Origin of the sequence: Streptomyces sp. NPDC006487 (assembly GCF_042870555.1) — a bacterium.
Lineage (GTDB): Bacteria > Actinomycetota > Actinomycetes > Streptomycetales > Streptomycetaceae > Streptomyces.
Genome location: NZ_JBIAHN010000012.1, coordinates 136986 through 157295, shown reverse-complemented (window position 1 = coordinate 157295; position 20310 = coordinate 136986). Strand labels below are relative to the sequence as shown.

At 72.7% G+C, this 20310-nt stretch carries 19 protein-coding genes; 15 read left to right on the top strand and 4 right to left on the bottom strand.

Annotated features, from left to right (window positions below):
* Window positions 1-2 precede the first annotated feature (2 nt).
* Together ACFYM0_RS22295 and ACFYM0_RS22290 are read left to right on the top strand one after the other, a co-directional pair.
* On the top strand, window positions 3-797 hold the full coding sequence (locus ACFYM0_RS22295; protein WP_243334068.1) for a 3-oxoacyl-ACP reductase: 795 nt from the start codon (window positions 3-5) through the stop codon (window positions 795-797).
* 106 nt (window positions 798-903) lie between these two features.
* Complete coding sequence (locus ACFYM0_RS22290) at window positions 904-2208, top strand: haloacid dehalogenase-like hydrolase (RefSeq protein WP_388503917.1); 1305 nt, start codon at window positions 904-906, stop codon at window positions 2206-2208.
* 6 nt (window positions 2209-2214) lie between these two features.
* Here the strand turns inward: ACFYM0_RS22290 and ACFYM0_RS22285 are convergent, their stop codons facing one another.
* On the bottom strand, window positions 2215-3417 hold the full coding sequence (locus tag ACFYM0_RS22285; protein WP_388503914.1) for an amino acid deaminase/aldolase: 1203 nt from the start codon (window positions 3415-3417) through the stop codon (window positions 2215-2217).
* A 255-nt stretch (window positions 3418-3672) separates the two neighbouring features.
* Here ACFYM0_RS22285 and ACFYM0_RS22280 point away from each other — a divergent pair, with 255 nt between their 5' ends.
* From ACFYM0_RS22280 to ACFYM0_RS22270, 3 genes are read left to right on the top strand one after another with little or no spacing between them, the layout of a single operon-like run.
* Entirely contained in the window at window positions 3673-4527 is an 855-nt protein-coding gene (locus ACFYM0_RS22280) for a hypothetical protein (RefSeq protein ID WP_388503912.1), read from the top strand.
* Complete coding sequence (gene mycP, locus ACFYM0_RS22275) at window positions 4524-5708, top strand: type VII secretion-associated serine protease mycosin (protein WP_388503909.1); 1185 nt, start codon at window positions 4524-4526, stop codon at window positions 5706-5708. Before ACFYM0_RS22280 ends, mycP begins: the two co-directional genes overlap by 4 nt.
* A 42-nt stretch (window positions 5709-5750) precedes the next feature.
* Complete coding sequence (locus tag ACFYM0_RS22270) at window positions 5751-6491, top strand: SseB family protein (RefSeq protein WP_388503906.1); 741 nt, start codon at window positions 5751-5753, stop codon at window positions 6489-6491.
* Between the two features lie 97 nt (window positions 6492-6588).
* Here ACFYM0_RS22270 and ACFYM0_RS22265 read toward each other — a convergent pair whose 3' ends face one another.
* Window positions 6589-6960 carry a DUF1844 domain-containing protein gene (locus ACFYM0_RS22265; protein WP_388503903.1) on the bottom strand — a complete coding sequence of 124 codons (372 nt, stop codon included), beginning with the start codon at window positions 6958-6960 and terminating at the stop codon, window positions 6589-6591.
* Window positions 6961-7284: 324 nt separating this feature from the next.
* On the opposite strand from ACFYM0_RS22265, the gene infC reads away from it, so the two are divergent.
* The 9 genes from infC (at window position 7285) to ACFYM0_RS22220 (ending at window position 17680) form a co-directional block, all read left to right on the top strand.
* Window positions 7285-8073: a translation initiation factor IF-3 gene (infC, locus tag ACFYM0_RS22260; protein ID WP_388503900.1), complete on the top strand. Its 789-nt coding sequence runs from the start codon at window positions 7285-7287 to the stop codon at window positions 8071-8073.
* 104 nt (window positions 8074-8177) lie between these two features.
* Complete coding sequence (rpmI, locus tag ACFYM0_RS22255; protein ID WP_030157249.1) at window positions 8178-8372, top strand: 50S ribosomal protein L35; 195 nt, start codon at window positions 8178-8180, stop codon at window positions 8370-8372.
* A gap of 103 nt (window positions 8373-8475) precedes the next feature.
* Window positions 8476-8862, top strand: coding sequence for a 50S ribosomal protein L20 (gene rplT, locus ACFYM0_RS22250; protein ID WP_214948116.1), 387 nt, complete (start codon window positions 8476-8478; stop codon window positions 8860-8862).
* A 146-nt stretch (window positions 8863-9008) separates the two neighbouring features.
* Complete coding sequence (locus ACFYM0_RS22245; protein WP_388503896.1) at window positions 9009-9869, top strand: TrmH family RNA methyltransferase; 861 nt, start codon at window positions 9009-9011, stop codon at window positions 9867-9869.
* Between the two features lie 56 nt (window positions 9870-9925).
* Window positions 9926-11215, top strand: coding sequence for an ATP-binding protein (locus ACFYM0_RS22240; RefSeq protein ID WP_388503894.1), 1290 nt, complete (start codon window positions 9926-9928; stop codon window positions 11213-11215).
* A 152-nt stretch (window positions 11216-11367) separates the two neighbouring features.
* Window positions 11368-12495, top strand: a complete 1128-nt coding sequence (pheS, locus tag ACFYM0_RS22235; protein WP_327251871.1) for a phenylalanine--tRNA ligase subunit alpha — start codon at window positions 11368-11370, stop codon at window positions 12493-12495.
* The gene (gene pheT / locus ACFYM0_RS22230) at window positions 12495-15023 is read left to right on the top strand and encodes a phenylalanine--tRNA ligase subunit beta (RefSeq protein WP_388503891.1); all 2529 of its coding nucleotides are present in this window, start codon (window positions 12495-12497) and stop codon (window positions 15021-15023) included. The genes pheS and pheT overlap by 1 nt, the downstream gene beginning before the upstream one ends.
* Window positions 15024-15710: 687 nt before the next feature.
* Complete coding sequence (locus tag ACFYM0_RS22225) at window positions 15711-17048, top strand: transcriptional regulator (protein ID WP_388503887.1); 1338 nt, start codon at window positions 15711-15713, stop codon at window positions 17046-17048.
* Window positions 17049-17158: 110 nt separating this feature from the next.
* Window positions 17159-17680 (top strand): NUDIX hydrolase, encoded by a 522-nt coding sequence (locus ACFYM0_RS22220; RefSeq protein WP_388503884.1) that lies wholly within the window; start codon window positions 17159-17161, stop codon window positions 17678-17680.
* Window positions 17681-17704: 24 nt separating this feature from the next.
* On the opposite strand, the gene ACFYM0_RS22215 is transcribed toward ACFYM0_RS22220, so the two are convergent.
* The gene (locus tag ACFYM0_RS22215; RefSeq protein ID WP_327251867.1) at window positions 17705-18601 is read right to left on the bottom strand and encodes a 3-hydroxybutyryl-CoA dehydrogenase; all 897 of its coding nucleotides are present in this window, start codon (window positions 18599-18601) and stop codon (window positions 17705-17707) included.
* Between the two features lie 151 nt (window positions 18602-18752).
* Here ACFYM0_RS22215 and ACFYM0_RS22210 point away from each other — a divergent pair, with 151 nt between their 5' ends.
* The gene (locus ACFYM0_RS22210) at window positions 18753-20057 is read left to right on the top strand and encodes a glycoside hydrolase family 10 protein (protein WP_388503881.1); all 1305 of its coding nucleotides are present in this window, start codon (window positions 18753-18755) and stop codon (window positions 20055-20057) included.
* Window positions 20058-20096: 39 nt separating this feature from the next.
* Here the strand turns inward: ACFYM0_RS22210 and ACFYM0_RS22205 are convergent, their stop codons facing one another.
* Window positions 20097-20294: a DUF1918 domain-containing protein gene (locus ACFYM0_RS22205; protein WP_388503879.1), complete on the bottom strand. Its 198-nt coding sequence runs from the start codon at window positions 20292-20294 to the stop codon at window positions 20097-20099.
* Window positions 20295-20310: the final 16 nt, after the last annotated feature.

The following is a 20310-nucleotide window of genomic DNA, read 5'->3' as shown; positions in this document are numbered from 1 at the left end:
ACATGAGCATCGAGCCCACCGAAGAGATCGTCTGCCGCCGCCTGGTCGGCCGTACCGCCGTCATCACCGGGGCCGGCAGCGGCATCGGCCTCGCCACGGCCCGCCGACTGGCCTCCGAAGGCGCCAACGTCGTCTGCGGCGACATCGACGAGACCGCGGGCAAGGCCGCCGCCGAGGAGGTCGGCGGCACCTTCGTCAAGGTCGACGTCACCAGCCCGGAGGAGGTCGAGGCGCTGTTCAAGACCGCCTTCGACACCTACGGCTCCGTGGACATCGCCTTCAACAACGCCGGCATCTCGCCCCCGGACGACGACTCGATCCTCACCACGGGCCTGGAGGCCTGGAAGCGGGTCCAGGACGTCAACCTCACGTCCGTCTACCTCTGCTGCAAGGCCGCCCTGCCCTACATGCAGCGCCAGGGCCGGGGCTCCATCATCAACACCGCCTCCTTCGTGGCCCGGATGGGCGCCGCCACCTCGCAGATCTCCTACACCGCCTCCAAGGGCGGCGTGCTCGCCATGTCCCGCGAGCTCGGCGTGCAGTTCGCCCGCGAGGGCATCCGGGTCAACGCGCTCTGCCCGGGGCCCGTCAACACCCCGCTCCTGCAGGAGCTGTTCGCCAAGGACCCGGAGCGCGCCGCCCGCCGGATCGTGCACATCCCGCTGGGCCGGTTCGCCGAGCCCACCGAGATCGCCGCCGCCGTCGCCTTCCTCGCCAGCGACGACTCCTCCTTCATCAACGCCACCGACTTCCTGGTCGACGGCGGCATCTCCGGCGCGTACGTCACTCCCCTCTAAGCCGTCGCCTCCCCCCACCCACCCGGCAGCCGGGCGTCGCACGACGCCCGGCTGCCGTGCTCCACCGTCCGCGACGATCGTGAAAGAACCAGGAGAACCCACCTCAGTGACCCGACCCAGCTCCTTGCGGCGGCTCCAGGCCGTCGGCGCCGCCGCCGCGATAGCCGCCGGCACCCTCGTGGCCGCCGCCCCCACCGCCCAGGCCCACCCCGGCGGCCACTGCACGACCCCGCAGCTCGAGACGGCCGGGGCCCCCTGGTACGCAGACAACCAGGCCCGGCTCCAGCAGCTCATCGACGACTACGGGACGTGCAACCCGTACCGGCCGAACCGCAACAAGCCCGTCGCCGTCTTCGACTGGGACAACACCGTCGTCAAGAACGACGTGGGCGACGCGCAGATGTTCTGGCTACTGCGCAACGGCAAGATCCGCCAGCCCGCCGCGGGCGACTGGGCCGCCACCAGCCGCCACCTCACCCCGGCCGCCGCCCGGGCCCTGGCCGAGGCCTGCGGCGCCCTCGCGCGGCCCGGCGCCCCGCTGCCCACCGGCACCCCCGAGGGAGCCGGCTGCGCCGACGAGATCAACGCCGTCTACGGCACCGCCGCCACCCGCGCGGGCGCCCCCGCCTTCGCCGGCTGGGACCGCCGTACCTTCGAGCCCGCCTACGCCTGGCTGCCGCAGCTCATGCAGGGCTGGACCGCGCGCGAGATCCGCGGTTTCACGGCCGCCGCGCGGGCCGAGAACCTCGCCGCCCCGGTCGACGCCAAGCAGCAGGTCGGCTCCACCGCCGTCACCGGCTGGGTGCGGTACTACGACCAGCAGAAGGAGCTGATCGGCGCCCTGCGCAAGGCCGGCTTCGACGTCTGGATCAGCTCGGCCTCGCCGCAGCCGGTCGTCGAGGTGTGGGCCGAGGGCGTGGGCATCGACGCCGGGCACGTCATCGGCATCCGCAACACCACCACCTACGGCGGGAAGTTCACCTCCCACCTGCGGGGCTGCGGGTCCGTCGCGGACGGGGCCGACACGATGATCACGTACATCGACGGCAAGCGCTGCTGGATCAACAAGGAGATCTTCGGGGTCCGCGGCGCCGCGGCCGAGAAGGTCCAGCCGGCCGCCCGCCGCCAGGTGTTCTCCGCGGGCGACTCCGACACCGACATCTCGTTCCTGCGGGACGCGACCGTGCTGCGGCTCGTCGTGAACCGGAACAAGAACGAGCTGATGTGCCGCGCCTACGACAACAGCGACGGCAAGTGGATCGTGAACCCGATGTTCATCCAGCCCAAGAAGCAGAAGGCCACGCCCTACCCGTGCGCGACCACCGGCTTCACCGGCCGGGACGGCACGCCGGGGCCCGTGCTCCGGGGTGACGCCAGTGTCATCCCGGACCAGGCGGACTCCGTCTTCTAGGCGGCTCTAGAGGAAGGTGCGGCCCTCGCCCCGGTAGGTCGGGGCGGTGGCCGTCACCCGGTCGCCCTGGACCAGGTGCAACGTGTCGAAGCGCTCGCACAGTTCACCGGCCTTCGCGTGCCGGAACCAGACCCGGTCGCCGATCAGCAGATCGTCGGCCGGGCTGCCGAGCAGCGGGGTCTGCACCTCGCCGGCCCCCTCCTGCGGGTCGTAGCGCAGCCCCTCGGGGAGGTACGGCACCGGCAGCCGGTCCGCGCCGGGCGCGCCGGAGGCCGGGTACCCGCCGCCGAGAACCGTGACCACCCCGACCCCGGGCCGGCGGACCACGGGCTGGGCGAAGAGCGCCGCCGGGCGGCCGCTGAACGAGGTGTAGTTGTCGAACAGCCGCGGTACGTACAGCCCCGACCCGGCGGCGATCTCGGTGACCGCGTCCTCGGCGGCGGTCTGCTGGACGCTGCCGGTGCCGCCGCCGTTGACGAACTCCAGGTCCGGGACCACCGCGCGCACGGCCCGTACGGCCTCGGCCCGGCGGGCGGCCAGCTCCTTGCGGGCCGCGCCCTGCATCAGCCGGATGGCGCGCGACCTCAGGGGACGCCCCGCGAGCGCGTCGCCGACCCCGGCCACGTGGCCCTCGTAGCCCATCAGACCGACCACCCGGAAGCCGGGCCGGGCGCTCACCGCGCGGGCCAGCTCGGCGAGCTGGGCGGGCTCGCGCAGCGGGGAGCGGCGGGCGCCGACGCGCACCCTGCCGCCGAGGAGGTGCAGGGCGGTGTCCAGTTCCAGGCAGACCCGGATCTCCTGGGCGCCGCCGTCACGGGCCCGGTCCACGAGCTCCAGCTGCGCGAGGTCGTCGACCATCACGGTGACCGCCGCGGCCAGCTTCGGATCGGCGGCCAGCTCGGCGAAGCCGGCCCGGTCGGCGGACGGGTAGGCGAGCAGCACGTCCTCGAAGCCCGAGCGGGCCAGCCAGATCGACTCGGCGAGGGTGTAGGACATGATCCCGGCGAACCCCGGCCGCGCCAGCACCCGTTCGAGGAGCGCACGGCAGCGTACGGACTTGCTCGCCACCCGGACCGGCTTCCCGCCGGCGCGACGCACGAGATCGTCGGCGTTGGCGTCGAACGCTTCCAGGTCCACCAGGGCGAGCGGAGCGTCGAGATGCGCGGTGGCCCGGTCGTAACGGGCCCGGTCGGCGGCGGGGGAGTTCATGGGCGGCAGCCTGCCAGATGGGTGTACTCGTGGGTAGGGGTTCACGGAGGCCGACGGATCCCCTACCAGGTCAGAGGCACGGCAGGGCGCTCCGGTCACATCTCGGTCTCGACCTCCCGATGCCCCTTTTGGATATTGAGACGGCAGTTCGGATGTGTTTACTGTCGCTCCTCCCCGGCCGACGTTTCAGGCGCTGACGGGCGCGTAAAGTAGGAGACGGCAGCAGCCGACGGGAACGGGGGGCTGAGCCGCCGGATGAGTACGTCCACACCGCACGGCGGGGTCCTGACCACGCCCGACCAGGTCCCGGTAGCGCCACGGCGGCGCCCGGGAACGGTCCTCGCCGCCGCCCTGTGCGGCCTCCTCGGCCTCGGTCTCACCGGTGCGGCCGGCTACAAGGCGGTCTCCGACCACCAGGCCGCGCACCGGCCCGTGGACCCCGCCGAGTCCTACCGCAAGGCCGCGTCCCTCTGGCACAACACCCCCGTCGACACCCTCTTCCCGCTCGTCCTCGACGGCCAGGACGCCGGGCCGGGCGGCGCAGACCGCACGTGGACCCGGATCACCCCGGCCGCCGACGCCGCCTGCCCCGAGGCGCTCGGCGCCGACTGGCAGGCCCTCTTCGCCGCGACGGGGTGCACCCGCGTGCTCCGCGCCACCTACACCGACGCCACCCGCAGCTCCCTGGTCACCGTCGGCATGGTCTTCACCCCCGCCGAGGCCCCCGCCGCCATGGACTCGCTGCGCGGCCGGCTGCCCGCTCCGACCGGCTACGGATTCCGCGACAACCGCCGCGGCGCCTGGACCGCCTCCGTGGTCGCCGAAGCCCCGGTCGTCGTCTACACGGTCTCCGCCTTCGCCGACGGCCGCCGGCTCAACGCCCCCAGCCCCGCAGAGGACAAGATGGCCGAGGACGCCCGCGGACGCGTCGCCCAGGCGGGCCTCGGCCACGAGGCCAAGGCCATCGGCGAACTGGTGGAACGCACCCTGCGCACCCTCGCGACCTCCCCGCAGGGCAAGCCGGTCCGGCCGGCCGCGGAGCCGACGCAGAGCCCGCAGAGCCCGCAGTCGTCACAGGCCCCGACGGTGACCCCGGAGGCCGCCCGATGACCCGCCGCGCCCTGTTTCCGGCGGCCCTCGCCCTCGGAGCCCTGTTCGCCGTCACCGCCGCGCCGCCGGCCGCCGCCGACGCCATCCGCGACCGCCAGTGGGGGCTGCTGGCCCTGCGCACCGACGAGGCCTGGGGCACCACCAAGGGCGCCGGGGTCACCGTGGCCGTCCTCGACACCGGTGTGGACCCGACCCACCCCGACCTGGCCGGCCAGGTCCTGGAGGGCGCCGACCTCGTCGGCATGGGCGCCGTCCGCGGCGACCGTGCCTGGGCCCGCCACGGCACCGCCATGGCCGGGATCATCGCCGGCCACGGCCACGGCTCCCAGCGCCTGGGCGGCGTCCTCGGCATCGCACCGGAGGCGAAGATCCTCCCGGTCCGGGTGATCCTCGAGGAGGGGGACCCCGGCCGTGACAAGGCCCGCGACAGCAAGGGCGGCGCCCTCGCCGAGGGCATCCGCTGGGCCGCCGACCACGGCGCCGACGTGATCAACCTCTCGCTCGGCGACGACAGCAGCTCCGCCCACCACGAGGCCGCCGAGGACGAGGCCGTCCAGTACGCCCTCGCCAAGGGAGTGGTCCTGGTCGCCTCCGCCGGCAACGGCGGCAAGGCGGGGGACCGCATCTCCTACCCGGCGGCCTATCCCGGGGTCATTGCCGTCACGGCCGTCGACCGCAAGAACAAGAAGGCCTCCTTCTCCACCCGCAGCTGGTACGCGACCGTCAGCGCCCCGGGCGTCGGCGTGGTCATCGCCGACCCGGACCGCTCCTACTACGAGGGCTGGGGCACCAGCGCCGCCTCCGCCTTCGTCTCGGGCGCCGTCGCCCTGGTCAAGGCCGCCCACCCCGACCTGTCCCCGGCGCAGATCAAGAACCTGCTGGAGGACACCGCCTCCAGCTCCCCGCCCGGCGGCCGCGACGACTCCCGCGGCTTCGGCCTGGTGGACCCGGTCGCCGCCCTCCAGGCCGCCGACGAGATGTCCCCCGAGCCGGTGCTGCCCGCACCCGTCGCGGGCGGGAGCCCCTACTTCGGCCCCGGTCCCGACCCGGTGCCCGACCCCGGGCCCTGGGCCCGCTTCGGAGCGCCGGCGGGCGTGGCCGCGGGGCTGGCACTGCTCGCGGCGGCCGGCGTACTGGCCCGGCGGCCCCGGGCCGGACGGCGGGACCCCGACGCGGGATAGGCTCGGGGGACTGTGGCGGACAAGGCTGAGTTGAACAAGGCTGTGTTGAACAAAAACATCCCGGACCCCGGTTTCTCCGACGACGACGGCTCCGCCGATTCCCGGCTGAGCGCGGCCCTGGCCGCCTGGGCCGAGGACAGAACCAGGCAGCCGGAGGTGCTGGCGGCCCTCAAGGACGCCCGCCTGCTGGTTCCCGTCGTCGCGGTCCTCGGCGAGGTCGAGACCGATCCCGAGACCGGACTCAAGCGCGAGAAGACCAGCGACATGGCCGTGCCCACCCTGCGGGCGGGGGACCGGCGGGCGCTGCCCGCCTTCACCTCCATCGCCTCGCTGGCCCTGTGGGACCCGGCTGCCCGCCCGGTCGCGGTGCCGCTGCACCAGGCGCTGGCCGCCGCCGCGCACGAGAAGGCCGACACCATCGTCCTCGACCTGTCCGGGCCGGTCCCGTACCAGCTCGAGGGCCCCGCGCTGCTCGCGCTCGCCGAGGGCCGCACGGACGCCGGCCCGCTCGCCGACCCCGCCGTGCGCGAGGCCGTACGGGCCGTCGTGAGCGCCGAGCCGGCCGTACTCGGCGCCCACTTGGGCCCGGGCGGCGCGGACGCCGACGGAACCCTGGCGATCGTGCTGGCGGCCGGTCCGCAGGCCGCGGCGGCCGCCCGCCGGGTGGCCGAGGCCCTGGCGGCCGACGAGACCCTGCGCGCACGCCTCGTAGCCGGACTGGACCTGGCACTGCTCCCGGAGGGCGCCCCGGTCCCGCCGGGCGAGCCGCTCTTCACGCGCTGAACCCGGAACCGGGGACCGGCAGGAACACCGGAACGCGAAGGGCGCCTCCCGAGACGGGGAGGCGCCCTTCGCGTTCTGTTTCCTGCCGGCCGCGGAGTTACGCGTACACGGGACCCGTGAACTTCTCGCCCGGGCCCTGCCCCGGCTCGTCCTGCACCAGCGAGGCCTCGCGGAAGGCGAGCTGGAGGGACTTCAGGCCGTCGCGCAGCGGGGCGGCGTGGAAGGAGCTGATCTCGGTGGCGCTCGCGGTGACCAGCCCGGCCAGGGCGGTGATCAGCTTGCGGGCCTCGTCGAGGTCCTTGTGCTCGGAGTCGGGCTTGTCCAGGCCCAGGTTGACGGCCGCCGCGCTGAGCAGGTGGACGGCCACCGTGGTGATGACCTCGACGGCCGGGACGTCCGCGATGTCGCGGGTCAGGTCGTCGTAGTCGGGAGCGTCAGTGGGGGAACCGGAGGGCGTCGCGTCAGTCATGTGCCCCACGATATGCGGTGCGGCGGGCTTGCACCGCGGGTGCTAGTATGTACTTCGACCGGCCGGACACTTATGTGCCCGGCCCACAAGTGGAGGCTCCGATTCTCCCACCCAGCCACCCTCACGGGAGGCGGGTCACCGGTCTGGTGGTATCCATCGTTCCGTACGGACGATGGAAAGCTGCCCGATTTTGCGCCCCGCGGTTCGCACGCGACGGTGCTCCGGTTGTATTGGAGCCCTCGTCTGTGCCCGGCGGGGCTTTTTTCATTTCCCCGCCGCGGTCGGTCTGACGGAAAAACGTCAGCGGCTGCCCTCCAGGCAGCCGTGTGGTGCTACCGAGGAGGATCCATCAGCACCGAGCCCCGCATCAACGACCGGATTCGCGTTCCCGAGGTACGACTCGTCGGCCCGAGTGGCGAGCAGGTCGGCATCGTGCCGCTTGCCAAGGCGCTTGAGCTCGCGCAGGAGTACGACCTCGACCTGGTCGAGGTCGCGGCGTCCGCACGCCCGCCGGTCTGCAAGCTCATGGACTACGGCAAGTTCAAGTACGAGTCGGCCATGAAGGCCCGTGAGGCGCGCAAGAACCAGGCGCACACGGTCATCAAGGAAATGAAACTCCGGCCGAAGATCGACCCGCACGACTATGACACCAAGAAGGGTCACGTCGTTCGGTTCCTCAAGCAGGGCGACAAGGTCAAGATCACGATCATGTTCCGTGGTCGCGAGCAGTCCAGGCCGGAACTCGGCTACCGACTGCTGCAGCGTCTGGCTTCGGACGTCGAGGACCTCGGGTTCATCGAGTCGAACCCGAAGCAGGACGGCCGAAACATGATCATGGTTCTCGGTCCGCACAAGAAGAAGACCGAGGCGATGGCCGAAGCCCGCGAGGCGCAGGCCGCCCGCAAGGCCGAGCGCCAGGGTGTTGCGGTCAGCGACGAGAGTGGTGACGAGGCCCTGGCCGCCGACGCCGCGCTCGAGGCGGAGAACGCTGCACTCGAAGCCGAGGACGTGGACGCGGAGGACGCTTCCGACGAAGCGGCCGAGGCGACCGACGCGGCCGAGGCCGGCACCGACGAGGCAGCCGCCTCGGACGAGGCCTCTGCCCAGGCCTGATTCCGAGGCAGCCCGTCTCGGATCACCGATACAACATGACGCTCCCGTGAGCCGGCCCCCACCAGGGCCGGTGGGGGCGCCACCGACGAGGAGATAACGGCGCTATGCCGAAGAACAAGACGCACTCCGGGACCAAGAAGCGCTTCAAGATCACCGGCTCCGGCAAGGTGCTCCGCGAGCGCGCCGGCAAGCGCCACCTGCTCGAGCACAAGTCGTCCCGTGTCACCCGCCGCCTGACCGGCACCGCGGAGATGGCCCCCGGCGACGCCGCGAAGATCAAGAAGCTTCTCGGCAAGTGACGTCCTCCGCTCCCCTTCCGGGAGCGGGAGCACGTCAAGACCGGGACCCCATCGAATTCGGGTCGTGTGAAGTCATCCACGGCCCCGCTACAAGGAGTACAAAGTGGCACGCGTCAAGCGGGCAGTAAACGCGCACAAGAAGCGCCGGGCAATCCTCGAGGCGGCCAAGGGCTACCGCGGTCAGCGTTCGCGCCTGTACCGCAAGGCCAAGGAGCAGGTCACCCACTCCCTGGTCTACAACTTCAACGACCGCAAGAAGCGCAAGGGCGACTTCCGTCGCCTCTGGATCCAGCGCATCAACGCGGCTGCCCGCCAGAACGGCATGACGTACAACCGCCTCATCCAGGGTCTGAACGCCGCCAACATCGAGGTGGACCGCAAGATCCTCGCCGAGCTGGCCGTCAACGACGCCAACGCGTTCGCCGCGCTGGTCGAGGTCGCGCAGAAGGCCCTCCCGGCCGACGTCAACGCCCCGAAGGTCGCTGCCTAAGCAGCACGCCCTCAAGGCTGCAGTAACTTGCCCGGACCCGCAGGCCTCGCGCCTGCGGGTCCGGTGCGTTGATCAACGATTTCGACCGAGTCCGACCGAGTTCGTCTAGTTCCACCCGCTGTACGTACGGAAGCGAGCCGACCGCCATGGGCACCCCCGCCGAGCTGATCTCCCCCCGGTCCACCCGGGTGGCCGCCGCCAGGCGACTGGCGCGACGCAATTTCCGCACCAAGGAGCGCCGCTTCATCGCCGAGGGCCCGCAGGCCGTGCGCGAGGCCGTGGAACACCGCGGCGCCGGAGGCGAGTCCACGCTGATCGAGCTGTTCGCGACCGTGGATGCCGCCGAGCGCTACGCCGACATCGTGGACGCCGCGTACGCCGCCGGAGCCCGCGTCCACTACGCCTCCGACGAGGTGCTCGCGGAGGTCTCCCAAACGGTCACCCCGCAGGGCCTGGTCGGCGTCTGCCACTTCCTGGACTCGCCCTTCGAGGAGATCCTGGCGGCGCGGCCCAAGCTGGTCGCCGTCCTCGCGCACGTCCGGGACCCCGGCAACGCCGGTACGGTGCTGCGCTGCGCCGACGCCGCCGGAGCCGACGCCGTCGTGCTGACCGACGCCTCCGTGGACCTGTACAACCCCAAGTCGGTACGCGCCTCCGTGGGCTCCCTCTTCCACCTCCCGGTGGCCGTCGGCGTGCCCGTGGAGCAGGCGGTCGAGGGACTGCGCGCGGCCGGCGTGCGGATCCTGGCCGCCGACGGGGCCGGCACGGACGACCTCGACGCCGAGCTCGACGCGGGCACCATGGGAACCCCCTCGGCCTGGATCTTCGGCAACGAGGCCTGGGGCCTGCCCGAGGAGACCAGGGCGCTCGCCGACGCGGTCGTACGGGTTCCGATCCACGGAAAGGCCGAGAGCCTGAACCTCGCCACGGCCGCCGCCGTGTGCCTGTACGCCTCCGCGCGTGCACAGCGGGCGCCCGGAGGGTGCCGCTCCGTGACCCCCAGCTAGTAATGTGGCGGCCCGGGGAGCCCACTGTGCTACTCGGAGATGTGGGGTACGGGGACATGACCGTCGGTACGAACAGCTCGCCAGGTGCCGCCAAGGCGGCCGGCGCACCGGTCCTGGCGACCGTGTCCCAGCTGGCCGCGCCCGCCGCCCGGGTGCCCGTGCAGCCGCCCCAGGCAGCCTCCGCCGCCACCGCCCCGCCCCCGCAGGCCCGGCCCGCGCCCGCGAGCCCCGCAGGGCCCGCGGCGGCTGAAGCCGCGGACGCGTACGGCGAGTGCGCCGCGCTCGGGATCGATCCAGACGACCTGCCCGACGGGCTCGTGATCGCCGACGCCAGCGGCCGGGTCATCTGCTTCAACTCCGCCGCCGCCCGGATCACCGCCCTCGTGGCAGGTGAGGCCCTCGGCCTGGGCATCGAGCGGGCACTCCCGCTGGAGGACCTCGAAGGCCGCCGGTGGTGGGCGCTGACCGACCCCTACGGAGGCCTCGCCACCCGGCGCGGACAGCCCGAGCGCAACCTGCTGCTCCCCGGCGGCCGCGAGGTGCTCGTCTCCGCCCGGTACGTACGCACCCACCCCCAGGGCCCGGTACGCCGGCTCGTGGTCACCCTGCGCGGCACCGAGGCCCGGCGGCGCACCGAGCGCAGCCACGCCGAGCTGATCGCCACGGTCGCGCACGAGCTGCGCTCCCCGCTCACCTCCGTGAAGGGGTTCACGGCCACCCTGCTCGCCAAGTGGGAGCGCTTCACCGACGACCAGAAGCGGTTGATGCTGGAGACCGTCGACGCCGACGCGAACCGGGTCACGCGGCTCATCGCCGAACTCCTGGACATCTCCCGCATCGACTCGGGCCGCCTGGAGGTGCGCCGCCAGCCGGTCGACATCTCCACGGCCGTGGGACGGCACGTCCAGGCGCTCACCGCGAACGGGCAGGCCCCGGAGCGGTTCCTGGTCAGTGTGAGCAGGCCATTGCCCGACTTGTGGGCGGACCCGGACAAAATTGACCAGATCCTCGGCAACCTGCTCGAAAATGCGGTGCGCCACGGCGAGGGAACCGTCACCATCGACGTGACGCCGACCAGCTTCGCGAACGCCGCGGGGAAGACCGAGAAGGGAACCGCCGTCACCGTGACCGATGAAGGCCCTGGCATCCCCGAGGAGTCGATGGGCCGCGTCTTCACCCGTTTCTGGCGGGGCAGCAAGCGCGGCGGCACCGGCCTGGGCCTCTACATCGTCAAGGGCATCGTGGAAGCCCACGGCGGCACCATCAAGGTCGGCCGCGGCCCCGGCGGCGGCGCCGAGTTCCGATTTATCCTGCCCGTCGGCGCCCCGGCATACCTCACGCAGTAGACCTGCGGAGCATCTCGCCAGGCGGCCCACGGGCTCCTTCACCCCCAGCGACCTTTAGACTCGACCTTTGGCACCTTTGTGTCCTTGTGCCGAGCGCGTCCTGCGCGTCGCGCGGGGGACCCACCAGCCAGCCATCGGAAGTACGGGAAGAGATGTCGGCACCGAACAAGTCGTACGACCCTGTCGAGGTCGAGGCACTGAAACCGGAAGAGATCGAGCGCATGCGGGACGAGGCGCTCGCCGCCTTCGCCGCCGCCGGCGACCTCGACGAACTTCGCGAGGCGAAGACCGCGCACATGGGCGACCGCTCGCCCCTGGCGCTCGCCAACCGAGAGATCGGCGCGCTGCCCCCGCAGGCCAAGGCCACCGCGGGCAAGCTCGTGGGTCAGGCCCGGGGCGCCGTGAACAAGGCCTTCGGGGCCCGCACGGTCGCGCTCGAAGCCGAGCGCGACGAGCGGGTGCTGGTCGAGGAGGCGGTGGACGTCACGCTGCCTTACGACCGCGTGCCCGCCGGCGCCCGGCACCCCCTGACCACGCTGATGGACCGCATCGCGGACATCTTCACGGCCATGGGGTACGAGGTCGCGGAGGGCCCCGAGGTCGAGGCGGAGTGGTTCAACTTCGACGCCCTCAACTTCACGCCCGACCACCCCGCGCGCCAGATGCAGGACACCTTCTTCGTCCGGGGGCCGGAAGGCACCGAGGGCGACGAGTCCGGCGTCGTGCTGCGCACCCACACCTCCCCGGTGCAGGCGCGCTCGCTGCTGGAGCGCAAGCCCCCCGTCTACATCGTGTGCCCGGGGCGGGTGTACCGCACCGACGAGCTCGACGCGACGCACACCCCGGTCTTCCACCAGGTCGAGCTGCTCGCCGTGGACGAGGGCCTGACCATGGCGGACCTCAAGGGCACCATGGACCACATGGTCCAGGAGCTGTTCGGCGAGGGCACCACCACGCGCCTGCGCCCGCACTTCTTCCCCTTCACCGAGCCGTCCGCCGAGATGGACATGCAGTGCTACGTGTGCCGCGGCGCCTCGGTGGGCAACCCCGACCGCCCGTGCCGTACCTGCTCCAGCGAGGGCTGGATCGAGCTCGGCGGCTGCGGCATGGTCAACCCGAAGGTGCTCATCGCCTGCGGTGTGGACCCGGAGAAGTACAGCGGGTTCGCCTTCGGTTTCGGCATCGAGCGGATGCTGATGTTCCGGCACAACGTCGAAGACATGCGAGACATGGTCGAGGGTGACATCCGTTTCACCCGGCCGTTCGGGATGGAGATCTGATGCGGGTCCCGCTTTCTTGGCTGCGGGAGTACGTCGACCTCCCCGCGGGTGAAACCGGTCGCGACGTCGCGGCCAAGCTCGTCGACGCAGGTCTCGAGGTCGAGACCGTCGAGCAGCTCGGCGGCGGTCTGAAGGGCCCGCTCGTCGTCGGCCAGGTGCTGACCATCGAGGAGCTCGAAGGCTTCCGCAAGCCGATCCGCTTCTGCACGGTGGACGTCGGCCGGGCCAACGGCACCGGCCTGCCGCAGGAGATCGTCTGCGGCGCCCGGAACTTCTCCGTCGGCGACAAGGTCGTCGTGGTCCTGCCGGGCGCGGTCCTGCCCGGCGACTTCGCGATCGCCGCGCGCGAGACGTACGGCCGCACCTCCCACGGCATGATCTGCTCCGGCGACGAGCTGGGCATGGGCGACGACGGCACCCACGGCATCATCGTGCTGCCGCACGAGCACGAGGTCGGCACCGACGCGATCAAGCTCCTGGAGCTGGTCGACGAGGTCCTCGACATCGACATCACGCCGGACCGCGGCTACTGCATGTCCATGCGCGGTGTGGCCCGCGAGGCCGCCACCGCGTACGGCCTGCCGCTGCGCGACCCGGCGCTGCTCGACGTGCCCGCGCCGAACTCGTACGGCTACCCCGTCACGATCGACGACCCGCAGGGCTGCGACCGCTTCACCGCGCGCACGGTGACCGGCCTCGACCCCGAGGCGCGCTCCCCGATCTGGCTCACGCGCCGCCTCCAGAAGGCGGGCATGCGCCCGATCTCGCTCGCCGTCGACATCACCAACTACGTGATGCTCGAGCTCGGCCAGCCGCTGCACGCCTACGACCGCTCGCGGATCGACGGCGCCATCGGCGTCCGCCGTGCCGAGCGGGGCGAGAAGTTCACCACCCTCGACGGAGTCAAGCGCACGCTCGACTCCGAGGACCTGGTGATCACCGACGGCAGCGGCCCGATCGGGATCGCCGGTGTCATGGGCGGCGCCAACACCGAGATCGCCGACTCCGTCACCGACCCCGAGACCGGCGTCGTCACCGGCACCACCGAGGTGGTCGTGGAGGCCGCGCACTTCGACTCCGTGTCGATCTCGCGCACCGCCCGCCGCCTCAAGCTGTCCTCCGAGGCGTCCAAGCGCTTCGAGCGCGGCGTCGACCCGCAGGCCGCCGCCGCTGCCGCGCAGCGCACCGTCGACCTGCTCGTGCTGCTCGCGGGCGGCACCGCCGAGGCCGGCGTCACCGAGCTCACCGCCCCGGGCGCCCCGCGCACCATCGCGATGAGCGCGGACCACCCCGACAAGGTCGCGGGCATGGAGTACGGCCGGGAGACCGTCGTACGCCGCCTGCAGGAGGTCGGCTGCGACGTCTACGGCCAGGACGAGCTCGTCGTCACGGCACCCTCGTGGCGGCCCGACCTCGCCGAGCCCAACGACCTCGCCGAGGAAGTCATCCGGCTGGAGGGCTACGGGAACCTCCCCTCCACCCTCCCGCAGGTGCCCTCCGGCCGCGGTCTCACCGCCCGGCAGCAGCTGCACCGCCGGGTGGGCCGCGCGCTGGCCGGCGCGGGCTACGTGGAGGCGCTCAGCTACCCCTTCATCGGGGAGGGCGTCTTCGACCAGCTCCAGCTGCCCGCGCACGACGCCTCCCGCCAGGTCGTCAAGCTGGTCAACCCGATCTCCGACGAGGAGCCGGCGCTGCGCACCACGCTGCTGCCGGGTCTGCTCGGCGCGCTGCGCCGCAACGACAGCCGGGGCAGCCACGACCTCGCCCTCTTCGAGACCGGCTCGGTCTTCCGGGCCGCCGCGCAGCCGGGCGTCGCCGTACGCCTCGGCGTCGACCGGCGTCCCACCGACGAGGAGATCGCCACCCTGAACGCGGCCCTGCCCGCGCAGCCGCGCTACGCCGCGGTCGTGCTGGCCGGGGCCCGCGAGCAGGCCGGCTGGTGGGGCAAGGGCCGTCCGGCCGACTGGGCCGACGCGGTCCAGGCGGCGCGCTCGCTGGCCGTCGAGGCCGGTGCGGAGCTCGTCGTGCGCCAGGGCCAGTACGGCCCCTGGCACCCGGGCCGCTGCGCCGAACTGCTCGTCACCCTGGACGGGGTGGAGACGGTCATCGGTCACGCGGGCGAGCTGCACCCGCGCGTGGTCAAGGCGATGGGCCTGCCGGCCCGTACCAGCGCCATGGAGCTCGACCTGGACCGCCTCGCGGCGGCCGGCGGCGAGGCCCTCCAGGCGCCCCGGATCTCCTCCTTCCCGGTGGCGACCCAGGACGTCGCGCTGATCGTGGACGCGTCGGTGCCGGCTTCCGCCGTCGAGGACGCGCTGCACAAGGGCGCCGGTGAACTGCTGGAGTCCCTGCGGCTGTTCGACGTGTTCGAGGGCGAGCAGGTGGGCGAGGGCAAGAAGTCCCTCGCGTACGCGCTGCGGTTCCGCGCGGCCGACCGGACGCTGACCGCCGAGGAGTCCACGGCGGCGCGTGACGCGGCGGTCGCCCTGGCGGGCGAGCGGACCGGGGCGGTCCTGCGCGGCGCGTAGCCGCTGTCGCCGCTCCTTGTGGCACCGAGGGGGTGCATCCCGATCAGGGGGTGCACCCCCTCACCCGTACCCGGTACCCGGGGTCGGGCCGCCCTGCGGGGCTGTCCCCTCCCCGCCCTTCGCCCGTTCCCCGGGCTCTGCCCGGACCCGGTCCTCAAACGCCGGACGGGCTGGAAAGATCCAGCCTCGCCGGCGTTTGAGGCGCGGGGTCTGGGGCGGAGCCCCAGGGAACGGTGGAAGGGCGGGTAGGGGACAGCCCCGCAGGGCACCGGGGGCCGGGGCGCGGACGTCCGTGCGGCTGGGGCGCGGACGTCCGGGCCGGTATCGGTGGCCACGCGGGCCGGTGACGGGACCACGCGGGCCGGGCCCGGTGGGTGGGTCCGGCCCGCGTTCGGTCCGGCTCGGCCGGGGCCCGGCGACCAACCAGGACCCGGCGGAGCCGAAGCGCGCCGCCCGCCTGCCGTGGAGTGTCGGGCAGACAACAGGACGGGCGGCGCGGTTGACGGGTCGTCGCACTGTACGAGGGGGAGCCGACGACCCGGGCTACCTCTTGGCGAGGCCCTTAAGTGAAGCGCTCCGGGGGACTCCGGCGGCAGGGTGCGTATCGCATTTATGCGCGTACTCCGTTCACACCCCGTGTGAAGCGCGCACCCACTAGCCTGGATCCGACGAGCCCTTGGAGGGGCCATGCAGCCCAATGCCCTGCTCGATGCCCTCCTCGCCGAGGCGGGCATGTCCCACGCCGGACTCGCCGCGCACGTGAACCAGGCCGGCCGCAGCCGCGGACTGGCTCTGAGGTACGAACACACCGCCGTGACCCGGTGGTTGAAGGGCCAGCGCCCGCGCGGCCAGGTCCCGGACCTGATCTGCGAGGTCATCGGGGGCCGGTTGCGGCGGCCGCTCTCCCTCGACGACGTCGGGCTCGGTCTGCCCGGGCAGCCCGCCGATCCGCACGGAGCCCCGCTCAGTGGCTTCGTCGACCGGGCGGCCGCCCTGTGGCGCTCCGACGGCAACGGGTGCCGAGGACCCGACACCGGGGCCGTCACCGGTACGCCCGCCGTGATTCCGGTGTGGGAGTGGGAGAACCCGCCGGAGGACGCCGACGTGTCCCGCGAGGGGCCGACCCGGGTCGGACCCGAGCACGTGGAGATCCTGAAGGCCGCCCGCGCGCACTACGAGCTGATGTACCGCCGGGCCGGCGGCGTGGCCACCCGGGACCGGGTCGTCCGCTTCCTCGGCACCGAGACCGCCCCCATGCTGCGCGGCAGTTACTCCGACGGACTCGGCCGCAGCCTGCACCGGGCCGGCGGTTCCCTGGTGGCCGTGGCGGGGATCTGCGCGTACGACTCGGACGCGCACGGGCTGGCCCAGCGGTACTTCCACCAGGCCCTGCGCCTGGCCAAGGCGAGCGGGGACCGGGGGCTGGGGGCCTACGTGATCGCGCTGATCGTCAACCAGTCCCTGCACCTACGGGAGTTCCGCCAGGCCGTGGCCTTCGCCGAGGCCGCCCTGCGCGCGGCCGGCCGGCACACGACCCCGGCGCTGGCCGCCGACCTGTACGCCATGCAGGCCAAGGCGTACGCCCAACTCGGAGATACGGGAGCCGCGTTGGCCTGCATCCGCAAGGCCGAGGCGGCGGCGGAGCGGATCCGTCCCGGCACGGAGCCGGACGAGACGGGGTACGTACAGCCCGGGCTGGTCAACGTACAGGTGGCGGAGGCGCTGCTCGGTCTGGGCGATCTGCGGGCGGCCCGGGAGCAGGCTTCGGCCGCCGTCGGCACCCCCGCGCACGACCGGGGCCGGGTGCACCGGCTCGCGATGCTGTGCGAGATCCAGCTGCGCCAGGGGGAGGCCGATCAGGCGGTGGCCTCGGCGGCCGAAATGGCCGAGCGGGCCAAGGGGATGGAGTCCCTGCGCCTGCGCGACCGGCTGCGGGCGGTCCGGGAACAGCTGCTGACCAGCGGTTGTTCGGGGGCCGGGGAGACGGCCGAGCTCATCGACGGGGCGCTGCGCGTTCCGCTGTGACATCCCCCGTGGCGTTCTCTGCGCCGCCCTTTGCGCGTTCCCCTGAGCGGGGGTGAACTGCTGCCATGTTGCCACCTACTCGATCGGAAGGTGGCAGAACCGTGCAGTGGATGAACTTGAGTGAGCAAACCGTGTACACGAACCGCTGGTTCGATGTGAATCTCGCCGATGTGGAGCTCCCCGACGGCCGGCACCTGGACCACTTCGTCATCCGGCTCCGCCCGGTCGCCGTCGCCACGGCCGTCAACGAGGCCAACGAGGTGCTGCTGCTGTGGCGCCACCGCTTCATCACCGACAGCTGGGGCTGGGAACTGCCCGCCGGGGTCGTCGAGGACGGGGAGTCCGTGGAGCGGGCGGCCGCCCGGGAGATGGAGGAGGAGTCGGGCTGGCGGCCCGGCCCCCTGCACCACCTGATGACCGTCGAGCCGTCCAACGGGCTGACCGACGCCCGCCACCACCTCTACTGGGCGGAGGGGGCCACCTACACGGGCCATCCCGAGGACGACTTCGAGTCCTCGCGCCGCGAGTGGGTCCCGCTCAAGCTGGTCCCCGACATGATCGCGCGCGGCGAGATCCCGGCCGCCAACATGGCGGCCGGGCTGTTGCTGCTGCACCACCTGCGGCTCGGCTGAGCCGCAGGCGGCCGGCCGCAAGCGTCAGCTGTACGGGTAGAAGCCCGAGCCGGTCTTGCGGCCGAGGCGGCCGGCGTCGACCATGCGCTGGAGCAGCGGGGGAGCCGCGTACAGGGGCTCCTTGAACTCCGCGTACATCGAGTCGGCCACCGAGGCCACCGTGTCCAGACCGATGAGGTCCGCGAGCTTCAGCGGGCCCATCGGGTGGGCGCAGCCCAGCTCCATGCCGTTGTCGATGTCCTCGCGGCTCGCGATGCCCGACTCGAACATCCGGATCGCGGACAGCAGGTACGGGATGAGGAGCGCGTTGACCACGAAGCCGGAGCGGTCCTGGGCGCGGATGGCGTGCTTGCCCAGCGCGCCCCCGACCAGGGCCTCCGCGCGCTTGATGGTCTCGTCGCTGGTGGTCAGCGCCGGGATCAGCTCGACGAGCTGCTGCACCGGGGCCGGGTTGAAGAAGTGGATGCCGATGACCTGGTCGGGACGGGACGTCGCGACGGCCAGCTTGACCAGCGGGATCGAGGAGGTGTTGGAGGCGAGGATCGCGTCCGGGCGGGTGACCACCTGGTCGAGGACCTGGAAGATCTCCGTCTTGACCTGCTCGTTCTCGACGACCGCCTCGATGACGAGGTCGCGGTCGGCGAACTCGCCGAGATCGGTGGTGAACGACAGGCGGGCCAGGGTCGCGTCCCGCTCCTCCTCGCTGATCTTGCCGCGTTCGGCGGCCCTGGTCAGAGAGGTGTGCAGCCGGGTCCGCCCGAGTTCGAGGGCCTCGCCGGTGGTTTCGGCGACCATCACCTCGAGCCCGCTCCGGGCGAACACCTCCGCGATGCCCGCGCCCATCTGGCCACAGCCCACTACGCCGACGCGTGCGATGTCGTCTGGGAGGTCCGTCACATCGTGCCTTTCGCTGCTCTCCATCGCGGGTCCCCCGTACTCGTGCAGTGGTAACTGCGTTCCGGCGCCCGCCACGCCCCCCGACGTTACCCCCGTCCTTGCCCGGCGTGTCGGGCCGGGGCGGGCATGCTGGGCGGACACCAGGCAATGTCACGCAGCGGAACGGAGTCGTCACATGGCGTCCATCGGGAGGCGGGTCGTCGGGGGGCGGGCCATCGAGAGGGGGGCCATCGGGAGGAGGGGAGTCCTGGCCGCGGCGGCGGGGGTGCTGGCCGCCGTGTCGGCCGCCCCCGCGCGAGCGGTCGGGCCGGCGGAGGCGGGCGGGGCGAAGCGGCCGCGCGCGGCGGGCGAAGCCGCGTTCCGGGGGATGTGGGTCGCCTCCGTGCAGAACGTGGACTGGCCCTCGCAGAGCGGGCTTTCCGCGCGGGAGCAGCGCGCCGAACTGCTGGCCCTCCTCGACGCCGCCGTCGCGCGCCGCCTCAACGCGGTGATCCTCCAGGTCCGTCCGACCGCCGACGCGATGTGGCCCTCGGCGCGCGAGCCCTGGTCGCAGTGGCTGACCGGGGAGCAGGGCGTCGACCCCGGCTGGGACCCGCTCGGCACGGCGGTCGCCGAAGCGCACGCCCGTGGGCTGGAACTGCACGCCTGGTTCAACCCGTACCGGGTGGCCAACCACACCGACCGGAGCCTCCTCGTCCCCGAGCACCCGGCCCGGCGCAACCGGGGCTGGACCGTGCCCTACGGCGGCAAGCTGTACTACAACCCCGGACTCCCGGAAGTCCGCCGGTTCGTGCAGGACGCCATGCTCGACGCCGTCGCCCGCTACCCCCTGGACGGGGTGCACTGGGACGACTACTTCTACCCGTACCCCGTCGAGGGGCGCGATTTCGACGACGACGCCGCCTACGAGCAGTACGGCCGGGCCTTCGCGACCCGCGCCGACTGGCGCCGCCACAACACCGACACCCTGGTCCGCGAGATGTCCGAGCGGCTGCGGGCGCTGCGCCCCGCGACGCGCTTCGGCATCAGCCCCTTCGCCGTCTGGCGCAACTCCGACCGCGACCCGCTCGGTTCGCCGACGCAGGCGGGCGTCGCCACGTACGACGACCTGTACGCGGACACCCGCAAGTGGGTGCGCGAGGGCTGGATCGACTACATCGTGCCGCAGGCCTACTGGCAGCTCGGCCACCCGGCGGCCGACTACGCCGCCATCGTCCCCTGGTGGGCGCGCACCGTCGCCGGCACACGCGTCCAGCTCTACGTGGGGGAGGCGCTGTACCGCTGCGACGCGGAGAGCTCCACCGCCGCCTGGCGCGATCCGCGCGAGCTGTCCCGGCACCTGCGGTTCGCCGCCGGATACCCGGAGGTCCGCGGCCATGCCTACTTCTCCGCGAAGCAGGTGGTCGCGGACCCCAACGGGGCGATGGCCCGGGTGGTGGCCGACCACTACCCGACGGCGGTGGCCGTGCCACCGCGCTGACCCGGCCCGATCGACAAGACGCCCCCTGGGGGCGGCCGGTCAGGTGTCGTGGTCGGCGGGGTGCTTCACGACGCAGTCGGGGCCGGGGGACATGACGGCCTCGTGTCCGTCCGTGAAGCGGACGCGGTAGGGAGGGGTGCCGTTCTCTCCCAGGACCTGGGTGATCTCTCCGACCTTGTCGTGCTGGCCCACGATCCTGCCGTGCTGAACCAGCTGGTCGCCCTCGGTCGCGCGCATGCTGACCTCCTCGGTG